Annotated in this window: 12 protein-coding genes; 3 read left to right on the top strand and 9 right to left on the bottom strand. The window is 69.2% G+C overall.

Going from position 1 to position 18,452, the window contains the following annotated elements; translation table 11 throughout:
* Positions 1–146: 146 nt before the first annotated feature.
* The gene (locus ASF88_RS01295; protein WP_055913178.1) at positions 147–1,085 is read right to left on the bottom strand and encodes a glycosyltransferase; all 939 of its coding nucleotides are present in this window, start codon (positions 1,083–1,085) and stop codon (positions 147–149) included.
* Positions 1,086–1,169: 84 nt separating this feature from the next.
* Between ASF88_RS01295 and ASF88_RS01290 the strand changes: the two genes are divergently transcribed.
* Positions 1,170–2,195: a glycosyltransferase family 2 protein gene (locus tag ASF88_RS01290; protein ID WP_082518671.1), complete on the top strand. Its 1,026-nt coding sequence runs from the start codon at positions 1,170–1,172 to the stop codon at positions 2,193–2,195.
* Between the two features lie 251 nt (positions 2,196–2,446).
* Here ASF88_RS01290 and ASF88_RS01285 read toward each other — a convergent pair whose 3' ends face one another.
* The 7 genes from ASF88_RS01285 to ASF88_RS01260 all read right to left on the bottom strand — a co-directional run bounded on the left by ASF88_RS01285 (position 2,447) and on the right by ASF88_RS01260 (position 12,595).
* Positions 2,447–3,118: a hypothetical protein gene (locus ASF88_RS01285; protein ID WP_055913175.1), complete on the bottom strand. Its 672-nt coding sequence runs from the start codon at positions 3,116–3,118 to the stop codon at positions 2,447–2,449.
* Between the two features lie 68 nt (positions 3,119–3,186).
* Positions 3,187–3,423: a hypothetical protein gene (locus ASF88_RS20230; protein WP_157498141.1), complete on the bottom strand. Its 237-nt coding sequence runs from the start codon at positions 3,421–3,423 to the stop codon at positions 3,187–3,189.
* A 122-nt stretch (positions 3,424–3,545) separates the two neighbouring features.
* The gene (locus ASF88_RS01280; RefSeq protein ID WP_157498139.1) at positions 3,546–4,160 is read right to left on the bottom strand and encodes a hypothetical protein; all 615 of its coding nucleotides are present in this window, start codon (positions 4,158–4,160) and stop codon (positions 3,546–3,548) included.
* A gap of 44 nt (positions 4,161–4,204) precedes the next feature.
* Positions 4,205–4,657 (bottom strand): hypothetical protein, encoded by a 453-nt coding sequence (locus ASF88_RS01275; protein ID WP_055913169.1) that lies wholly within the window; start codon positions 4,655–4,657, stop codon positions 4,205–4,207.
* Positions 4,657–10,836 carry an RHS repeat-associated core domain-containing protein gene (locus tag ASF88_RS01270; RefSeq protein ID WP_082518670.1) on the bottom strand — a complete coding sequence of 2,060 codons (6,180 nt, stop codon included), beginning with the start codon at positions 10,834–10,836 and terminating at the stop codon, positions 4,657–4,659. Before ASF88_RS01270 ends, ASF88_RS01275 begins: the two co-directional genes overlap by 1 nt.
* A complete protein-coding gene (locus tag ASF88_RS20860; protein ID WP_235493226.1) occupies positions 10,836–11,462 on the bottom strand; it encodes a hypothetical protein in 627 nt (208 codons plus the stop codon). The genes ASF88_RS01270 and ASF88_RS20860 overlap by 1 nt, the downstream gene beginning before the upstream one ends.
* A 113-nt stretch (positions 11,463–11,575) precedes the next feature.
* Entirely contained in the window at positions 11,576–12,595 is a 1,020-nt protein-coding gene (locus ASF88_RS01260; protein ID WP_055913163.1) for a glycosyl transferase, read from the bottom strand.
* A 142-nt stretch (positions 12,596–12,737) separates the two neighbouring features.
* Here ASF88_RS01260 and ASF88_RS01255 point away from each other — a divergent pair, with 142 nt between their 5' ends.
* Positions 12,738–13,904 carry a glycosyltransferase family 4 protein gene (locus ASF88_RS01255; protein WP_235493225.1) on the top strand — a complete coding sequence of 389 codons (1,167 nt, stop codon included), beginning with the start codon at positions 12,738–12,740 and terminating at the stop codon, positions 13,902–13,904.
* On the top strand, positions 13,901–15,361 hold the full coding sequence (locus ASF88_RS01250) for a lipopolysaccharide biosynthesis protein (protein ID WP_235493224.1): 1,461 nt from the start codon (positions 13,901–13,903) through the stop codon (positions 15,359–15,361). The genes ASF88_RS01255 and ASF88_RS01250 overlap by 4 nt, the downstream gene beginning before the upstream one ends.
* A 36-nt stretch (positions 15,362–15,397) precedes the next feature.
* On the opposite strand, the gene ASF88_RS01245 is transcribed toward ASF88_RS01250, so the two are convergent.
* Positions 15,398–18,223, bottom strand: coding sequence for a right-handed parallel beta-helix repeat-containing protein (locus ASF88_RS01245; RefSeq protein WP_055913161.1), 2,826 nt, complete (start codon positions 18,221–18,223; stop codon positions 15,398–15,400).
* Positions 18,224–18,452 lie beyond the last annotated feature (229 nt).

Genomic DNA, 18,452 nt, shown 5'->3' with positions numbered 1-18,452 from the left:
GCCCGACGCGACGAGCGGGACAGCCGCCCGGACGGGGGCGAGTTCCTCGTCGGAGAGGCTGTCGGGTGCATCAGGGTCGGGTCTCTGTTGCCCGACCAGTCTATGACGAGAAATCCTCAATTGTTGCTCCCCCGTTAGGGGGGCGTTCACCTTCGCCGCGAGAGGCGCAGGCCGTCGCGCACCCCGCGGAACGCGGCCCGCAGCGGCACGACCGGCCGCAGGAACTGCCGGCGGCCGCCCTGCAGCAGCACCTCGTAGGCGATCGGGAGGCTCGCCCTGCGCCACCGCCGCACACTCGAGGAGTCGAGGTTGCGCGCGGCGAACACCAGCCGGTTGCGGATGTTGAAGTAGTAGTAGGTCTCCGACTTCGCCTCGCCGCTGCGCTCGTGCCCCGCGCCCTGGGTGCCGCCCTCGGCGTGCACCGCCGTCGCCGATGGCACCACGAGGACCCGCGCGCCCGCCCTCCGTGCCCGGTACGACAGCTCCACGTCCTCCCAATAGAGGAAGTACCCGTCGCCGAAGCCGCCCACGCGCTCCCAGAGCGCGGTCGACAGCAGCAGGCACGCGCCGCTCAACCAGAGCTCGGCGTCGCGCACGCCGAGTTCTGCGCGCTTGCGGGTCGCCGAGATCCGGCCGTCGCCGAGGTGGAGGTCGGAGCCGTCGAACCAGACGCTGCCGTCGGGGCGCAGGATGCGCGGGGCGACCAGCGCCTCCGGGTCGTCGCGCACGACGGCGAGCAGCGTCGCCACCTCGTCCGGTGCGATGGTGGCGTCCGGGTTGAGCAGCAGCAGTGCGTCGGCGCCGGCCTCCAGCGCCGCGGCCGCGCCGGCGTTCATCCCCGGGCCGAAGCCGAGATTGTCGTCGGGCTCGACGAGCACCCAGCCCTCGGCCGCGGCGAGCGCCCGCATCCGGCCGCGTTCGTCGTCGGTGGTCCGGTTGTCGACCACGACCGCGACGGCTCCGGGGAGGGCGCGGGTCAGCGGTGCCAGGTTGGCGCTCAGGAGGCCGGACGAGCCGTAGCCGACGACGACGACGGCGAGCCCGGCGAAGCGCCCGCGCCCCTCCCCGTCGCCGGCCCCCGCCATCGGCACTCCTCCCGCTCGCCACGCTGGCGTGAAGCCTATACCTGTGTGAGCATAGAGACCCACCGAAGCCCGTGAGGACCCTCCATGGCCGAGCAGCGCGTCCCCGTCACCATCGCCGTGCCGACGTTCCGCCGTCCGGAGAAGCTGGCGGCGCTGCTCCCCCTGCTCGTCGAGCAGGCGCGGGAGCTCGACGCGACCGGGGAGACGCGGACCGAGGTCGTGGCGATCGACAACGACCCGCACGGCAGCGCGCGCGAGGTCGTGGAGGCCGCCGCCGCGCAGGCCGGCGCCGACGGCGCTCCCATCACGCTCCGCTACGCGCACGAGCCGCAGCCCGGCATCGCGGCCGCGCGCAACCGCGCGCTCGACGAGGCCGCCCGCTCGCGGCTGCTCGCATTCATCGACGACGACGAGCGACCGCGGCCGGGCTGGCTGCGCGAGCTGGTCCGGGTGCAGCGCGACGCCGGCGCCGCTCTCGTCCAGGGCTGGGTCGACCCCGAGTACGAGGTGCCGCCCTCGTCGTGGATCCTGGCCGGGCGGTTCTTCGTGCGCCGCACTTGGCCGACCGGCACGGCGCTCACGGTGTCGGCCTCGAACAACGTGCTGCTGGACGTCGACCAGGTGCGCGAGAGCGGTCTCCGATTCGCGCTCGACCTCGGCCTGAGCGGCGGCGAGGACACCTTCTTCACGAGTCAGCTCGCGGCGCGCGGCTACCGGCTGGTCTGGTGCGCGGAGTCGGTGGTGACCGACCTCGTGCCGGCCTCCCGGATCACCCGGCGGTGGGTGCTGCGGCGAGCGCTGAGCCACGGCAACTCGGCGGCCGTGGTGCGCATCCGGCTCGCGGGCAGCCCGGCGCGCGCCGTCGCGGCGCGGGTGGCGTCGGCGATCGGCGGCGCCGTGCGCGTCGTCGGCGGCGTGCTCCGCTGCGGGCTCGGGGTCGTGACGCGGTCGGAGGTGCACCAGGCGCGGGGCTCTCGGGCCGCCTACCGCGGCGTCGGCATGATCGTGGCCGCGGTGGGCGGCCTGGTGCAGGAGTACGCGCGGCCGGCGGGCCCGGCCGCGCTCTCCTCCACCGAGGGGCACGAAAAAGCCCCGAAAACCACGGGATAAGGGCGCATACTCGCCCCTCGAGCACTTTCGATCCTCTCTCCCGGCGCGACGTGCTTCCCAGGGGCTGTCCGCTCGCTCCGGGTGTGTACCTCGAACCGCGGGGCGACCCGGTACCGAACGTTGACCCCGCCATTCCCAGCCTGCTCCCGGAGTTGTCGTGGCCGCGGTGGGCGGCGTGGTGCAGGAGTACGCGGCCGTCGGCTGCCCCGGCCGAACAGGATGCATGCACTCCCTGAGTGGTGGAAAGGGCGCTACCGAATGAACGGAGCGTCCTGGACCAATCGCCGAACTCGTGTCGGCATCAGAAACAGATCGATCAGTAGCATCCCCCCGAGAAGACCCACACACAGGTAGCTCATCAGACCGCCCCACGTTCCCGTCCCAAAGATCAACAGCCCGATATACAGAACGCTCGCCCAGCTCCGTTTCAGATAGAAGTTGTGAAGGCCCCATAACCCTCCAATCGCCCACAACAGGTAGCCAACGGTCAGGGATTGTCCGCGCCCACGGTGGTCCACAACCGTGAGCGCCGACCGGGACGACTTACGAGCAAGCAGGACGATGGCAAGTACAGCCAGCGTCGCTGAAATGACCGCCACCCAATATCCAAAGAACAACGCTGCGAGGGCAACTGCCAAATTGAGAACGGCGAACGTGATCGAACGTCGCCGGCGGGCTCTGACATCCGTCGCAGCGGCGATCGGTACGGCAATGAAAAGACCCGCACCAAAGCCCGCGCCGAGGACGAATCCCATGGTCGTCAGGCCGCGATTGACCGGCGAGTCATGGAGAAGGGTCTCCCACGGGGTAAGAACAGTCGAGGTGACCCCGACGATCGCGTGCAGGATCACCGACCCGACAAGGACCGCTGCGGCAACGGAGAGCGACGTCGCTTCCCGCTGTCTGCTCCCTTCGATGATCACGACGAAGCCTTCAATTGTGCGGGCCCTGATGAAGCGTCCGGTTGTTGACACGTGACCAGCAGCGACATCTAGGCCCCAAACGATTTCGCAATGATTGAAAGCCCAATCGGGATCAAGAGTGCCCCGACTACAGCCATCTTCAGCGGCGTCGACTTGGCCGCGAAGCCTGGATGTGTTTGGCCGAATCGGTCTTCAATGTTTCGACGGTTGCGCCGTGCGACCGCGTCCCGAAACACCACGATGAGAACTCCCGAGAAAATCACGCCCAGACCCGCAAGGAACATCACGAGTCGTTCAGTATCCAAGTTCCTCCTACCAGAACCACCGACGAGTCCGGAGCGGCCAGATCGACGCCGTGGCGTGAACGACAGCTCTATCAGAAGCCGTCATCCAACGGTGAACCCATCGAGTGCAATGCTCCTGGCCCTCAAACGCCTAACTGACGCCGAAGCCGAATCAGCAGCGAGTCTCGGTCCTGAGTCGATGCGGCGTAGCGGAACGGCGCATTCCACCGCACCGAACGAGGCACGATCGGCACGCTCCAGTTCTCATCTCCGCCGAGTTCGACGAGGATCGCCGGAACGCGTCTGCCCCCGTAGCCATCGCGCACCACGGCGGATGTCGGCTCCAGGTCCACGATGTCGCTCGCTGCGAAGAACACGCAGTCCGAGAGTTCGGGATCGCCCAGATACCAGTACAACCCGGTCGCATCGACGGCGATCACCGACCAGTAGGCCGGGCGACCTCGGGACGCGCTCAACCCGCGAACCACCGCGTCCGCCTGAGGACAGCGGGTCGCTTCGAACACGAAGGCATCCGGCCGGAGCGCTTGGACGCGCACAAAGCGTGAACCGATGAATGCCCGGTAGACGACCAGACCGCCGAACAACGCCGCGAGTATCCCCGCAGAAGCCATGGAAAGCGGCCAGAACGACCATTCCGGCACCCGGATCGTCGTGACGGCGGCCACGACGATGGAAGCAGGAACCACCCCAGCCAGAATCGGCCACTCACGCCACCACCGCGGGCGCGAATCGCGCATCGATGCCTCCCACGGGTCGTCAGACACCGCTGTCTCAGCAGAAATCACGACTGCTCTCCTGTGTTCTTCCGCGGCTTCACGCTTCCAACGGAGGCTTCGTACGCACGGACACGCGTCATCGCCGCCTCCCATTGCGGTTTCGTGAGATTCGGCTGACCGGCCTCCCGCATCACCACGCCCGTGCGCGAGTGCAACCGCACGACCTCATTGTTGCCCTGTGCACAGGTGGTGTAGCCGGCGGCAAGTTCTACGCGCTCCTTGCGGTCCGACATCCAGCTGCAGAACCACCCGACGCCGACGCCGCCAACTGTCATTGCAACGAAGGCTAGGGTAACCGGATCCAGCGCTTGTGTCCGAGCCACGATGGTCAACGCGCAAGCTACACCGCCGACCGCCCCGAACCCGCTTACCCCAATGCTCCAGATGCCTGCGCGCGCCCATTGCTTCGCGGTGGGCCCGGAGAGAACCTCGCGCCGTTCCCAGCTCTCTTGCGCCATCAGTTATTCCAGCCTCGCGCGACGCCGAAGGCATCTCCTGATAAGCCAAGAGCCTTCGACGCTTGGACGATTGCATCAGCAATCCAATCCTCCGCATCCTTCCGGATGACTTTGCCAATGATCTGACCTCCACCAGGTACCACCGTCGTGATTATCCCGATAATGCAGCTGGCCATCCTGTCTCCTCCCTTTATGCAGTTGTAGATCGTGCTGGCCAAGCTTGCGACGATGGCAATGGGCGCCAGCCATGGAAAGAGGAGTGATCCGATACCCGCGACCGCACCGATGAAGCCAAGGAAATCGAAAAGCCGGTCCATCATCTGAGCCTCGTTCGCCAGGGCGGCATTGCTTGAACACTGGACACTGATGAAGGCACTCGCGTGGATGCCCTGTCCGGCAGGGCAGTCGTGCCGTCCCGAGCTCTGGTCCTGCGAAGTCGGCCCGGTCGGTTTCGGTTTCGCCGGTTTCGTCGGGACGTACGGCGGCGCCGGGGGCGGCATATTGACGTCTTCGTACGCATGGTGAGGCGGGGCGCCGCAGCCCAGCGGGAGTGCGTCGCCGGGGCCGCGCTTGGCACAGACGTGTCCGTCGGGGTCCAGGTAGGTGGCCGGGTTGTTCCACACGTAGCCGTACCGGGCCAGGCTCCGTGGCTGCACAAGCAGACCCGCCCACGAGTCCGCCGCGGTCCACGACCCCGTCCCAGTGTCGTAGCTACGCGCCTGGTTGTGGACCATCCCCTGCGTGAGATCCTGCTGCTGCCCGGTGAACCCGGCAGGGGAGCTCCACCCGTCCGTCTCCGGGTTCAGATCACCCCAGTCCTCATACCAACCCAACTGCGTGATCGAAGCACCAGCGGCACCCGCGACGGCGGAACCGAGACCGTCCAGCAGATCCCAGGTCGCCTCACCCGACGCTGCCACATGCGCAGACAAGTTCCCCGCCGCATCCCGAAGCAGATTCGTCGAACCGTGCAACTCGTCCGATTGCTGCACCACAGCAGGTCCGTCGAACGTCGCCGCCGTCGTCTGCGTCCCGAAGCGGGTCTGATCCGTCACCGACGCCTGCCTGCCAAGTCCGTCGTAGGTGTACGACGTTGAGCGACCCTCGCGGGAGACCTGCGCTGTGCGACCGGTCGGGTCGTATTCGTAGGACGTACCAACGCCTTCCACGGACTGCGAGGTCCGCATCCCCGCGCCGTCGTACGAGTAGTTCGCGACCCCTCCGCCGACTCCACGGCCGGACCCTGTCGTCTCCGAACGCAGCAGCTGATTCGCATCCGAGAACGACGCCGCCTGCGAGAAGTTCCCGTCCTTCGCACCCGACCGCGTCCAGCCGGTACGGTTACCGGCCGGGTCGTACACGTATGCGTTCTTCTCGCCGGCCGACGTCGTGGAGGTCACCAACCGGTCCAACCCGTCATAGGTGTAACCGACCGAGCCATCACGAGCGCCCGGCTTCGAACCCTCACCACCGCTGATCGTCCTGGTCGCCTTCGTCACGTTGCCGTCCGCGTCGTACGCGTATGAGAACGCCAGTGACCCACCGTCCGCGACCGGGTTCGCCGGCACCGGAAGCGCACGATCCTTCAGGTACGTGTTCGCGTGCTTACACACGTCGCTCTCACCCGCGGAGGGAGCCGTTCGCGCGGTGAGGTACCCGGCCACCGTCGTGCACGCCTGCGCGACATCCGCGGCCCCGAACGGCACCGGCGTCGGGGTCGGCGACGCCACCGCAGGCTGAGTCGGCTCCGGAGTCCGATGAACGATCCCGGTAACCCGGTTGGCCGCATCATACGAATATGACGTCGTCACCCCCGTCGACCGGGACAGCCCGGTCAGGTTCCCCGCCGCATCCCACCGGTAACCCAGATCGCCCCAGGGCGAGCTCTGCGACGTCATACGGCCGCCCTTGTCGTACGTATAGCCGAGCTGCTCGCCGGTCGGGAGCGTGAGCGAATTCCGCTGACCCGCCGCGTCGAACTCGGCCACGAGACGGCCGCCACGCTGGTCGATCTGTGTCGTCGCCCGGCCGTTCTCGTCGTAGATCCAGCCCGAGACACCGGTCGGATCCGTCATCGCGATCAGCCTTTGCTCGGCGTCATACTCGTAGCGGGCGACAGCTCCCGCCTGATTCTGACGCACGAGGTCACCACGCTTGTCGTAGCTGTACCGGGTCGTCGCGCCGACGCCGTTGACGACGGCAGCGACACGGCCTGCCGCTGTGTACTCGGTGTGTGTCGTGTTCCCGACCGCGTTGACCTCCGCGGTCGTCCGGCCGACGGCGTTGACGGTATACCGGGTGGTGTGCCCGTTTGGGTCGCTGACCGACGCGAGGTTGCCGTCCACGTCGTAGGCGTACGCGGAGGTCGTGTTCGCATCGGCTGTCGCTTTGCCCGTCTTCGTGACGTTCTCGGCGACACTGGTCAGCTGCCCAGCGGGGTCGTACCCGTACCGGGTGAGGTGGCCTTCAGGGTCGGTCAACGACGTCTGGTTGCCGGCCAGATCCCAGCCGTACCGCGTCACACCGCCCGTGGGATCCGTCGACGTCGTCTGCGCGCCGCCCGTGTCATACGTGTAGGCGGTCGTGTGGCCGTTCGCGTCGGTCACCGTCAATGGGCGCCCATTGCCGTCATGCGTGAAGTAGGTCGCGGCCCCGGCCGCGTCCGTCACCGCCGACACGTGGCCGAGCGACGTGTACTCGTAGGTGGTCGCGCGGCCGAGCGGGTCGGTCACACTGGTCACCTGCCCAGCCGGGTCGTACCCGTAGCTGGTCCGCTCACCGAGCGGGGTCATCACAGCGATCACTCGGCCCGCCGCATCGTACTGATACGCGGTCACGGCACCTGCGCGGTCTGTCATCGAGGTGAGGTTGCCGTCGACGTCGTACCCGAGTGTGGTCCGCTTTCCGAGACCGTCGGTGACGCGGGTGATCCGATCGAGGAGGTCGTAACCGTACTTCGTCACCACGCCGTCGGGGTCGGTGCGTGCGACCAGACGGTTCACCGAGTCGTACGTGTACTTGGTCGACGCTCCGGTCGCATCGGTCTCCTTCACGAGGTTGCCCCGACTGTCATATCGATAGGTGGTCTTGGCGCCGGAGGGTGACGTCGTGCTGCGGAGGTTGCCGACGGCATCGTAGGTCGACCTCCACACGCCGCCGTTCGGGTCGGTGGTGGCGACCATACGGTCGCGATCGTCGGTCCGGTACGCGGTGCTGTTGCCGAGAGGATCCGTCATAGACGCAAGTGCGTCCTCAGCCGTATACGAGTACACCGTGACACCGCCCATGGGGCCTGTGCTGCTGGTGAGGTGGAACATCGCGTCCCACGAGAAGTTCGACACAGCCCCGGTCGGGTCGGTGATCGACGAGACGTGGTCGTTCGGCTCCCACCCGTAGGAGGTCTCACCTCCCGCCGGATCGGTCACCGTCACGAGGCGGTCGCCGGCATCCCACACGTAGGAGGTGGTGCGACCGTTCGGGTCGGTCTGCGAGACCATCCGTCCGGCCGCGTCGTACGCGAAGATCGTCACACCCCCGAGCGGATCGGTGCGGGAGGTCAGGTTGCCCACCGCGTCGTACGCGTACGTCGTCGTCGCGCCCGAGGGCTGCTCCGAGGCGACGAGGTTCCCGGCGTCGTCGTACCGCTGCGCGATCGTCGTGCCATCGGGCTGGTGGATTGCCACGAGATGGCCCGCCACGTCGTAGTCGTACGACCAGGTGCGCTCGGCCCCCTTCGCCCCGCCCTGATCCGTCTTGGTGGCGACATCACCGGCAGCGGTATACGTGTACCGGGTGATCTGGCCGCCCGGCGCCTCCTCTGTTACGAGGTTGCCGGCGGCGTCGTACTCGTACCGCGTCGTCTCGCCGTTCTCGTCGGTCGCCGACGTGACGTTGCTCTGGTCGTCGAAGGCGAACGATGCGGTCGTGCCGTCCGGATGAGTCACCTTCGTGATCCGGTTGCGGTCGTCGAAAGCGAACACACTCTCCCGGCCCAGGTTGTCGGTGTAGGTCGTCTGACCGGCTGTCGAGTAGTCGAAGGTGCGTTGGCTGCCCTCCACATCCCATTGCTTGGCGACGCGTCCCGCGCTGTCGTATTCGTTCGTCAGGTACACCGCTCCGGTCGGGTCCGTGGCAGTGAGCAGCCGGTGTTCACCGTCGTAGGTGAACGACTTCGTGCGGCCGTCCGGCAGCGTGATCGTGGTCAGGTTTCCGGCGTCGTCGTAGGCGAGCGTCCAGCGGTCCCCGCCGGGACGGGTGAACCCGGTGACACGCCCGAGCGCATCCGAGGATACGTCGACGGTCTGCCCGGAGGAGTCGGTGATCGACGTGAGCGGGACGAACTGGTTCACGTCCGGGTCGGCCGGCCCATAGCCGAGCGTGCTGGCGTTGCCGAAGGCGTCCCGGTGTTCGATGAGTTCACCGATACCCTCGATGTCCCCTGCTGCGAACATCCACGACTCGCCGGAGGCGGCCGTGAGAGTCAGGTTGCCGCCGCCCGACTCGGCGAGCGCCTGATGAAGCCCCGCCTCGCCGATATAGCCTCCGTGGCCGTCGGACGCGAACACGTAGCTCGCCCCATCGCCGCGGACGACCAGCACGCTCCCGTCGCTGAACCGCTGCGCCCGCGAACCGAGTCCGAAGGACCAGCCGGCGCCGACCCGGGAGAGCCGCCCGTCCTGCGAGTTGTACGTCAGGGTGAGGTCGGTGGACTGGCCACCGCGGCCCGGGAGGGCGAACAGCTTCTCGTCCTCCACCAGGTTGCCTGTCGAGAACGAGACGGGGTCACCGCCGTAGGTCAGGTAGTTCTGGTGGCCCAGATCCCGCCAGCGCTGAAGCTCGGCCTGGGTGGGCGGGCTCGGCCAGCCGCCCGTCACCGGATCGGAGCAGTCGAAACCCTGGGATTCCAGGTAGAGGCCGAGACCCGTCAGCACGCCGTCGGCGATGTGGGCCATGCCGCCGTCGATGACCGGCCGGTCGTAGTTGTGGTCCATGAACAACGCTTCGAGGTGCGTGAATGCGTTCGGGAGGCCGGCGAACTCGTCACCCGGGAAGTTGCCGTTGTTCCCCATGTTCCTGGCCGGTCGCCCCGTGTACGACGGCAGGACGCCTACCAGCGACCCGGACACGGCATTGTCGAGGGCACTTCCTCGGGAGTAGACCTGGGAGCCGCCGTTGGTCGGGTCGCCCCATGCTGTGCCCTGGTTCGTGTTGAAACCTATTCCGAGAGTCAGATCGGGGTTGCGAGCTGCCGCAATCCCGGCGCGCAGTTCGCGGGAGACCATCGGGTTCGAAGCGTCGCGGGTGATGACGACGTCGGCCCGACAGTCGTTCTGAAGCAGAGTCTGCAGCCGCGTCGCCAGGTCGAGATTGTATCCGAGTTCGGTCACCGGCGGCGCCGGCGTCGAGACGCGCCCTTCGTCGTTGTCCGGATCGAGCACGACGACCGGACCCGGCGGAACCGGGAACGGGATGCCGATGACCACGAACTGCGACAGATGCGACGATTCCGCTCGTACGACGCCGGCTCGTGCGTCGAAGTACGACGGGAGCGCGGTCCACTGCTCGCCGGCGCTTTCACGCGTGAACACCCGGAGGGTCGCAGGATCCAACCCGTTGGCCTCGACGAGCGCCATGTCGGGCTCGAGCGCCAGCGTCACGCCCGGGACGACATCCGAGACGATCGGGCCTTCGTCCCCACCGCCTCGCGTATTGACAGCTTTCGCCGGGAACTTCGTGACTGCCTTCCCGTCGCCATCGGTCGCGGTGATCTCCACCGGGTCGGACACGACGGTCCCGCGCCCCGACACCTCGCTGCGGGCCGCACGGAGAGCCGTCGAAGCGGCTGCGCCAACCGTGACGCGGAGTTCCGACATCACGTCGTTGCCGGAGAAGGTGGCAGCGGCGCCGAGCTCCTCCGACGAGACCGAGGAAGACTTCCCGGGCTGGATTCTTCCTTCGGCGTTCGGGCGGGGCGACTCGGTCTCGGTGCGCACCCGCGCATCCTGAGCGGATGCCGCTGCCCGCACCTCTGCGAGCGTCGCCGCGGCGATCCGGCGCGCCTTCTGCGCCGGCGACGCCTCCGCCGGAGTCACCGTGCCCGTCAGCGACAGGCCGACGATCGCCGCAGACGCGACGACACCCTGCGCCACCCGTCGGCGGCGCGCGATCCAGCCCCGCATCAGGCGGCCGCGCCCGACTGGAGCGCCGCCTGGAACAGGCTGCGCTTGCGCGCCAGAACCGTGCCTGCTGCGACCAGGCCGATGCTCAGTGCGACGAGGAGGCCGATTGCCAGCTGCTGGCCAGTGGCTGCGAGATCGGCGCGTGGCTTCACGCACGCTGCCAGTTGGACGGCGTCGGACACGCCATCCGCGTCGTAGTCTTCGTGGCCGGTGGCGCACGCCGTAGTCCCGCAGATGACGACGCTCGCCCATCGCGGAACGCCGTTGGCGTTAGTGTCGGAATTATCCGTGTAGCACGTCGTCGATCCGCACGTCAGGATGCGCGCATAGTCCGGGATGCCGTCGCCGGCGGTGTCGGTCGTGGGCGACGCGCAGCGAATCGTGCCGCAGGTCATCACCTCGGTCCAGTCGGGGATGCCGTCGCCGTCGCTGTCCTCCCGACCTGTTGCGCCCGTCGCCGTGCCGGACACGATGCGTTCGACGGTGTCCGGGATCGTGTCGCCGTCAGCGTCGCAGGAGGTGACGTCCTGTCGAGCGGGGCACGGTGCAGAACCCTGCCCGTCGTTGGAGGTCGCGGTAAGCGCGGACGCCGCCGTGGCCGGGAGGACGACCATCGTGAGCGTCACCGCCAACGCTGTCAGACAAAGAGAGATGGACGCGAGGCGAGAAGGAGCGGGAAGCACAGCAGACAAACGTAGCGTAAAACATTCTCGCTGTGAAATTTATACTTCGCATGTAACTATCGGCCGTTGCGCAAGACTCCGATCGCCCGAACGTACGCATCCCGGTGCCGGCGCCCCGCGTCGGCCCAGCTGCGCGCGCTGAGGTCGGGGCGGCCGTCGGCCGGGATCTCCCCGGCCCGCGCGATCGCGGCAGCCAGCACCTGCGGCGTCAGCTCGTCGTAGCGCAGCACCCACTGCTCGCCGACCTCCCGGGCCAGCGCCTCGGTGGTCGCGTTGCCCGGGACCAGCACCGGCCGATCGAGTGAGAGCGCGGCGAGCACGCCGCCCGAGTTGTGCATGTCGCGATACGGCAGCACGATCAGCTGCGATCGGCCGACGAGGTCGGCGATGTCGGCGTCCTCCAGGTAGGCGAGTCGCACAGCGATGCGGGGGTCGCGCGCGGCCAGCGCGCGCACGGATTCGGCCAGCTCCTCGGTGGAGGGCCGGCCGCCGACGGTCAGGCGCAGGCCGCCGCCCGGGAGGCCGGCGAACACCTCCAGCAGCTCCTCCACCCCTTTGTAGCGGCGGATCAGCCCGAAGTAGCCCACGCGTCCCTGCTCGCGATCGGGGTGCGGGTAGTCGGCGAACCACACGCGGTAGTCGCCGTGCAGGATCGTCTCGTGCGCCGACCCCGCCGGGAACGGCGTCGTCGGGTTGAGCCCGATACGTAGGGCGGTGCGCCGGTCGAACCAGCGCAGCAGGGCGCGCTCCCTCCGCGAGATGCCCTGCGGCAGGTGGAGGTTGTGCATCGTCCGCACGATCGGGGTGCGCGTGATCGCCAGCCGGATCAACAGAAGCGCGGTGAGCCCCTGCCGCACCAGCGCCTTGAGCGGGCTGTGCCCGGCGACCAGGATCTCGGGCCAGTGCGCGTGGAAGACGTCGTACCGGCCGAGCAGCGCCGACCTCCAGCTGAAGGTCCTCACCTCGAGCCCCGGCGTCGAGCGCAGACTGTCGAGGAGCATGACGATGTACGGGTTGGTCGTCGGTCGTGGCGCAGGGAACGATTGCTGCACCACGATGCGTTCGCGTCCGCTCATCGTGCGACCACCCTAGCGCTACCCCCATTGTCGGGTGATTTTTGAGAATCCCTCGTTATTCGTGTCGCGAATCCCTAGAATCGCAGACCAGAGGCCGCGCCCGACCCCGCGCGGCGACCCTTCGAGAGGTGGAGCGAGGACCGTGGCCGGCGAAGCACCCATCCTGCACCACCAGCACGTGCGACTCTACGAGCAGGTGCGCAGCGCCCACCTCGAACGCGCCCACGAACTCGCCCCCGCCGCCATCGTCTACCGAGTCCAGCGCTACGACTTCGACCCCGCTCTCACCGACGGCGTCGAGCTCGCCCAGGCCGGAACGCTGGCCGCCGCGCGGCTCGCGATGCGCAGCCGCATCACCCGGGTGGAGGTCGACGAGCCGCTGTACCTCGCCTCGCTTCCGCGCACCGCCGCCGTGCTCGCGGTGCTCGGCATGAAGCGCCTCGGCGGCGCCCCGCGCGCCGAGATCGCCACCTACGCCATCGAAGACCTCGACCCCTTCGCGGCGCGACCGCCCCGGGTGCGCAGCCGGGTCCGTCGCTCGATCGAGCGCGTGCTCGCCGGCTACATCTGGCACCGGCTGGACACCGTCGTCTACGGCACCACGGAGGCCGACGCGCTGTACAGCTCGACGTTCCGGCACATCCCCCGCCGCCAGCTCACCGTGGAGGCCCTGCCCAGCCCGTGCGCGTGCCTCGACCCGGAGGCGGACGTCGAGACGGCAGGCGCGGCCGGCACGGACGACACCGCCGGCGCCGGATCCCCCGTCGAGCGCGACCCGGACGGCGTGCTGTTCCTCGGCTCGTTCTCACCGCGCAAGGGCTTCGCCGACGTGCTCGAGGCGTGGCCGGCCATCCAGTCGCGGCACCCCGGTGCCCGGCTCACGCTCGTCGGTTCAGGCGAGCTGCTCCCGCAGGCCGAGGCGGCGGCCGCCGCCGACCCGAGCATCCGGCTGATCGTCGATCCTCCCCGCTCGGTGGTGCACGACGAACTGCGCAGGGCGCATGTGCTCGTGCTGCCCTCGCGCCGGGTCGGCACCTGGCGGGAGCAGGTCGGCCTCCCCATCGTCGAGGGACTCGCGCACGGCTGCGAGATCGTCACGACGAGCGAGACCGGGATCGCCGAATGGCTGATCGACGCTGGGCACGTCGTGCTGCCCGCCCAGGTGCTGTCCGCCGGGCTCGCCGACGGCGTCGTCGACGCGCTCGTGAACCCGCGCACCTCCGACGACATCCTCGCCGACCTCCCCGGGGTGGACGGCCGTATCGCGGCCGGCCGCGCGCTCTTCCGCGAGCCCGGGGCTCGCCCATGACGCACGTCCGCGTGCCATCGGAGCGGGGACGGCGCGCCGGCGCCGGGTCCGACCCGAACGGACCCGGCGCCGGCGGCACTGGACGCGGCGCCACCGGACGCGGCGGCCCCGGACGCGGCGGCACCGGACGCGGCGGCATGGTGCGCTCGGTCGGTTCGACGGCCATCGCCAAGATCATCGTGATGGGCCTGTCCGGCATCATCGGCATCGTCAACAGCCGCCTCATCATCCAGCACTTCGGCACGGATGCCTACGCCCAGTACGGTCTGCTGGCTGCCCTCCCCGCACTGCTGCCGTTCGCAGACCTCGGCATCGCCGCCGTCGTCATCAACGCCGTCGCCGGCTCGTCGTCCCCGGCCTCCGACCGGACCGTGCGCCGCACGATCGTGACGGCCTTCCGCATCCTGCTGCTGTCAGCCGCCGTCATCATCGCCGTAGGCGTCGTCATCAGCGTGCTCGGCTGGTGGCCGGCGATCCTCGGTGGAGGGCTGATGCCCGACGGCGGCAGCCTCGCCGCCTTCCTCTGCCTCTTCACGTTCGCGATCGTCCTGCCGCTCACCGTGGGCTCGCGCATCCTGGTCGGCCTCGGCCGCACCAGCACCCAGGTGGCCAGCCAGGCGGTGGTCGCTCCCGCCATGTTCCTGGGCCTCGCCACCCTCGTGGCGGTGTCGGCTCCCGCGGGCAGCTTCCTGGCCGTGCTCTCCTACATCGCGAACGCCCTGGCCTCCCTGATCTGCCTGATCATGGCCGCGCGCCTCATCAAGCCGGCGGTCGGCAAGGCGATCCGGGAGGTGCCGTTCCCGCGGCGCTACCCGGGCGTCCCTGCGATCGGGGTCGCCTGGCCGATGCTGGTGCAGATGGTCGCCCTCCCGATCGCGATGCAGACCGACCGGCTACTGCTGAGCCACCTCACGCACGGCGACGAGCTCGCTCAGTACAACCTGGCCTCCCAGCTGTTCGGGCTGGTGCTGCAGACGATCGCGGCCGCGGGCGTGGCGCTGTGGCCGATCTACGCGAAGGCGCGGTCGGAGGCGCGGATCGAGTCGCCGATGAAGCCGACGCTCTGGTTCCTGGCGGGCGGCCTGGGCATCGGGCTCGTGCTCGCCGCGCTCTCGCCGCTGCTGACGCACTTCATCGCCGGCGGGAGGTTCACGCTCGACCCGTGGCTGGTCGGCGGTTTCGTCGTGTTCGTCGCCCTCCAGGCCGCCAAGTACCCGGCCGGCATGTACATGACCGACAAGCGAGGCCTGACCTTCCAGGTCTGGCCCATCCTCGTCAGCGTCCCGCTCAACCTGGGGCTGTCGTGGTGGCTGATCGGCGTCATCGGCGCGGGCGGCCCGATCGTGGGATCGGCCATCAGCGTCCTGCTCTGCCAGGTCATCCCGAACCTCTGGTGGGTGACCCGCGACCTCGGACGCCGCCGGGCCGAGAAGCCCGACGGCGCCGAGGTGGGGTGAGCGCGGATGCGCTCGTGTCCGGTCGCCGGCCCGGGGTCACCAGGCCCCGAGATGCACCGTGCCGGTCGTGCGGCCGACGACCGAGGCGATGGAGGCCGGCAGCGCAGCCGCGGCGCCGGGCGCCGCGGAGTTCAGCTGCGCCGTGGTCTGCGCGGGCGCGCTCTCGACGAGAGTGCTGTGAGCGTCCCTGCCCGTCGCCGCGGTGAACGCCGCGAGGGTGTTGTAGACCGCAGGGTCGCCCACGCCGCGCGACCAGACCCCGAACCAGGTCGGAGCGCTGGCCGACGGCCGCCGGTACAGGTTGTAGTCGGCGTCGATCCCCAGTTGCGCGGCCGAGTAGACGTGGTTGTAGTCCTCGACGCAGATCAGGCAGTTGCCCGAGCCTCCCGAGATGATGTTGTTGCGGATGGTGTCTGGACCGGTGATCCACGTCATCGTCGGGTCGGGGAACGCCTGGCGCGGGTCGTGCCCGGCGTCGGACGCGTTGTTCCCGCGCCGCGCGTCCTGGGTGATGTCCAGGTTGCGATTGGTGTTGTCGGTGAGGGTGTTGTTCCAGACCTGCGCGTTGCTGACGTCGTTGAGCTTGAGCCCGTCGGAGGCGTTGCGCGACACCACGTTGTCCGCGATGGTCGCGGTCGACGAGATCTCGATGACGATGCCGTTGCCGGCGTTGCGGAGCGAGTCGTTGTGCGCGATCGTCATCCCGTAGACCGACTCGTCGAACCAGAGGCCGTGCGACAGGTTGCTCACGAACGCGCTGTTCTCGACCGTGATCCCGCGGGAGCGGGTGATCTTCACGCCGCCGGAGACCGGCGAGGTGTTGAAGTGCTCCGCGTTGTTCGCGAAGGCCAGCACCCCGTCGAGCGTGAGGTTGTCGGAGTTGTTCGTCTGCACACCGAGGAGGCCGTTTCGGGCGACCGTCACGCCGTGGAGGGTGTGACCGGAGCCGCCCAGCGCGATGCCGGTCGTGGCGTTGTCGGTGAAGGACACGTTCTCGAACGTGCCGGTGCCGGCGTAGTCCGTCACGGCGCCCATGTCGGGCACCGAGGGGGCGTACCGCCGCACTCCCACGCCCTTCAGGGCGAAGCCTGCCCCGGCGACGGTGATCGCCTTCTGCAGATCGCTCGCGCGCACCTCCTTGCCCGAGGGGTTCGTGCCGAGCACCAGGGTCTGCGCCGCGGTGTCGTAGAAGAACGTCCCTGCTGTGACCTGGGCCGCACTCGCCACCTGGCTCATGGCCGTGCCGCCGACCCAGAGCTGGTCGGGGTGGGAGGCCATCGGATAGGCCGGGTTGATCCACTGCCAGCCTGAGCTGGTGCCGTCGGGCGCCCCGCGGGTGAAGGTGGGACTCGCGTCGAACACGTGGTTCCAGCCGGTCGCCTTCCACACCGAGCCGGACGGAACCCAGTTGGACACGACCGAGCTGCCGTCGAGGTAGACGGCCTCGTCCGGGTAGGACTGGATGGTCAGCTTCTTGCCGGACGGGATCGTGAGCGACTCGTGGTAGCTGCCCTGGCGGAGCACGATCGTCGCGCCGCTCGCAGCGGCGTTGATGGCCTTCTGCACGGTGGCGAAGGGCGCCGTCGCGCTGCCTGCCGCGGAGTCCGAACCGGTCGGCGAGACCACGATCGCCCCGGAGGGGACGTCGTAGGCGGTGCTTCCGATCGCGGCGGCGCCGGTCGTGAAGCGCGCGCCTGCGGTGTCGATCGAGGGATCGGCCGACGGCGCCGGACCGGGTGCGGGGGCGCCCGGAGGCGTCGTCACGGGCGGCCGCACGACGATCGGTCCGGGAGACGCCGTGATGGTCGGCGGCGGGGTCGGGAGGCCGCTCGGCGTCGGGGTGGGAGACGCAGTGACAGCGGGCGCCGAGGTCGGAGCGGGCGCCGGCGTGACGGTCGGGGTCGGCGTGACGGTCGGGGTCGGCGTGACGGTCGGCGTCGGCGACGGTTTCGGTGTCGCCGTCGTGGTCGGCGTCGGTTTCGGCGTCGCCGTCGCCGTCGCGGTCGCCGTGGCCGAGGCGGTCGGCACAGGAGTCGACGTAATGGCCTTCAGCGCGGAGGCCGTGAGCGAGTCGAACTGGACGGCCTGCACGGCCGATGCCGCCGAGAGGTACGACCACGCGGCGACCGCGCCCGGACTGCTCAGCCGGGTGGAGGCCGAGTCGTCGGCGGTGAGCTGCCAGCCGGGCTGCGCGGCGCCGGCGACCCAGGCGCGGGCCTGGAGGTGCACCGGATTCGAACCGGTGGCCTGGAACTGCAGCTGGACCGTCGAGCCGGCCTTCAGTCCGCTTGCGATGCCGCGCTCGGCCGCGACGGTCGTCTGGTTCGCGGTCGAGCCGTTGACGCGCACGATGGTGAGCGTCACGATCCCGCCCATGCCGACGCGGATGTCGGCCCGGTAGTACGAGCCTCCCGCCGCCCGCAGCTCGACGCCGGCGAAGACGCCGTTGCCGCTGGTGGGGATCGCCGGGACGTCGATCGTCGCGGCCGCGGTCACATCGGCCGCCGAGACCGACGAGAGCGACGCGGTCAGCGAGGTGCCGGGGGCGGGGAGCTTCATCGTGCCCGCACCGTTGCCGGTCGAGAACGACGACGCGCTGTTGACCGAGTACGCGCCTCCCACCGGTGCCGCGCCCCAGCCTCCGGTGGTCGTGCGCGAGAACGCGTCCGACACCAGCTGCGGGCCGGTCGTGTAGGTCGTCGTGGCGGTCGAGGAGGCGAGGGCCGGCAGGCTGCCGGCGGCGAGCGCGGCGAGCGCCGCACCGGCGACGCAGGTGACGATCGCTTTGCGCGATGCGAGGACTTTTCGGAAGGGGAGGGGTTTCGGTTGGGTCCGAGAGACGCGGGTAGTGCCGTGTGTCATCGAAATGATTCCAATGCTGCTCGTCGCGATCGATGGAGCTGGAAGGTGAGACCGGCCCTTCAGCGCGGAGTCCGGGGACCGTATCAGCGCGAGACGCGCGGATCGGGCCGGCGATGTGACAGGGGGGCGGAACCGGGACGGGAAACCAACCCGCCGATTCACCCGGAGCGGAGGCTGCTCAGCCGAGCTGGGTCATCCCGCTCCTCCCCGAGCCGATCGGCGACAGTCG

This window comes from Leifsonia sp. Leaf336 (assembly GCF_001423695.1).
GTDB lineage: Bacteria > Actinomycetota > Actinomycetes > Actinomycetales > Microbacteriaceae > Leifsonia.
This window is presented reverse-complemented; position numbering and strand designations above follow the sequence as displayed.

Coding starts and splice junctions, on each gene's coding strand:
- ASF88_RS01295 (WP_055913178.1), bottom strand. CDS start 1,085: ATGGCGGGGGCCGGCGACGGGGAGGGGCGCGGGCGCTTCGCCGGGCTC.
- ASF88_RS01290 (WP_082518671.1), top strand. CDS start 1,170: ATGGCCGAGCAGCGCGTCCCCGTCACCATCGCCGTGCCGACGTTCCGC.
- ASF88_RS01280 (WP_157498139.1), bottom strand. CDS start 4,160: ATGCGCGATTCGCGCCCGCGGTGGTGGCGTGAGTGGCCGATTCTGGCT.
- ASF88_RS01275 (WP_055913169.1), bottom strand. CDS start 4,657: ATGGCGCAAGAGAGCTGGGAACGGCGCGAGGTTCTCTCCGGGCCCACC.
- ASF88_RS01270 (WP_082518670.1), bottom strand. CDS start 10,836: ATGCGGGGCTGGATCGCGCGCCGCCGACGGGTGGCGCAGGGTGTCGTC.
- ASF88_RS01260 (WP_055913163.1), bottom strand. CDS start 12,595: ATGAGCGGACGCGAACGCATCGTGGTGCAGCAATCGTTCCCTGCGCCA.
- ASF88_RS01250 (WP_235493224.1), top strand. CDS start 13,901: ATGACGCACGTCCGCGTGCCATCGGAGCGGGGACGGCGCGCCGGCGCC.
- ASF88_RS01245 (WP_055913161.1), bottom strand. CDS start 18,223: ATGACACACGGCACTACCCGCGTCTCTCGGACCCAACCGAAACCCCTC.